The sequence below is a fragment of the Cupriavidus sp. WS genome (assembly GCF_000395345.1).
GTDB lineage: Bacteria > Pseudomonadota > Gammaproteobacteria > Burkholderiales > Burkholderiaceae > Cupriavidus > Cupriavidus basilensis_B.
In genome coordinates this window covers 1-419 of sequence record NZ_AQPL01000767.1, presented here as the reverse complement: position 1 = coordinate 419, position 419 = coordinate 1, and the positions used below count along the sequence as shown (strand labels likewise).

At 67.1% G+C, this 419-nt stretch carries 2 protein-coding genes; both read left to right on the top strand.

Annotation, left to right across the window (positions count from 1 at the left end):
* A partial coding sequence (locus tag K206_RS40715; RefSeq protein WP_043368100.1) for a DUF4399 domain-containing protein occupies nucleotides 1-102 on the top strand: 102 nt, incomplete at its 5' end.
* Between the two features lie 42 nt (nucleotides 103-144).
* The coding region (locus K206_RS40710; protein ID WP_020207218.1) for a DUF4399 domain-containing protein at nucleotides 145-419 on the top strand (275 nt) is incomplete at its 3' end.

The following is a 419-nucleotide window of genomic DNA, read 5'->3' as shown; positions in this document are numbered from 1 at the left end:
CCGCCGGGCAAGCACACGCTGCAACTGCTGCTTGGCGATGCCAACCACAAGCCGCACGATCCGCCGGTGTATTCGAAGAAGATCACCATCACCGTCCGATAGGCCGCTGGCGGAACGCGGCGGAAGAAAGTCGGGAGAAAGTCCATGCGTAAGCTCATCCTGGGCGCGGCGCTCGCAGCCAGCCTGCTTCTGAACGGCGGCATGCCGGGCCATGCGGTGGCGGCGGGCCCCACGCCGGCGCCGCCCAATGCCTACCTGTACATCGGCTTCCCCAACAACAACCAGGTGCTGCCGGCCGGCAAGCCGATCAAGGTGTGGTTCGGCCTGCGCGGCATGGGCGTGGCGCCGCGCGGCGTGACGTTTCCCAACAGCGGCCATCACCACCTGCTGATCGACACCGACCTGCCGCCGATGGACAA